The sequence below is a fragment of the Mariniflexile aquimaris genome (assembly GCF_042676825.1).
GTDB classification, from domain to species: Bacteria; Bacteroidota; Bacteroidia; order Flavobacteriales; family Flavobacteriaceae; genus Mariniflexile; species Mariniflexile aquimaris.
In genome coordinates this window covers 1-725 of the sequence record NZ_JBHTIB010000052.1, presented here as the reverse complement: position 1 = coordinate 725, position 725 = coordinate 1, and the positions used below count along the sequence as shown (strand labels likewise).

1 protein-coding gene is annotated in these 725 nt (G+C 29.7%); it reads right to left on the bottom strand.

Annotated elements, in window-relative coordinates; genetic code table 11:
* Positions 1-57: 57 nt before the first annotated feature.
* On the bottom strand, positions 58-702 hold the full coding sequence (locus tag ACFQ0I_RS17370; protein ID WP_379944260.1) for an FEKKY domain-containing protein: 645 nt from the start codon (positions 700-702) through the stop codon (positions 58-60).
* Positions 703-725: the final 23 nt, after the last annotated feature.

Below are 725 nucleotides of genomic sequence, written 5' to 3'. Positions count from 1 at the left end.
GCAAGCAAAGCAACTCACATTGGTTAAGCTAAAAATAGCAATTTTTTATACACGGTGTTACCACACGTTTTTATTTATTCCTATTAGCTTTTTCATTGTTTCATTATATCGATGTATAATTCGATATTCAGCACCCATAATTTCACAGCCAAATTCATATTCATATCTAAATCCGTATTCCTTGGCAATTTTTTTACGACGTTTAATTGTTTTTTTTGTTAGAAAGCTGCCACCACCAATTATCCGCAAGTTTCGGTTTTCAAAATCGACACGAGCTTGTGTTTCAGAGTATTTATTATAAAATTCGGGTGTAGAAATTGAATCTCGATAGGTCATTATTCTTGAATCTGAAATTTTCAATTTCAAAGAGTCTTTTAATTCGGATGGTTCGAAGCTAAAATCCGCATTTGTTGTTTTTGAATTTTTATTTATTGACAAATATATTTTTTCATTCGGATTTACACTGCATTTAAAAACTCCGTTTGAGTCAGTTTCAAATTCTCGAATTGTAGTTCCTTGTCTAATTTGTATTTTTTGATTTTGAGAATTTAATCGATTTAATGATTTTCCGATTCCAGAGTCAAATGATGGAATTCCGTAGCTATAGGATTTATAATATTCCACTTTTCCAACAATTTCTTTTTGAGAGTAAATATTTTGTTGAAAAACTAAAATTGTCAATATGAAAACGATTTTTCTCAAATGTGTGGTAACGTTTATGTGTA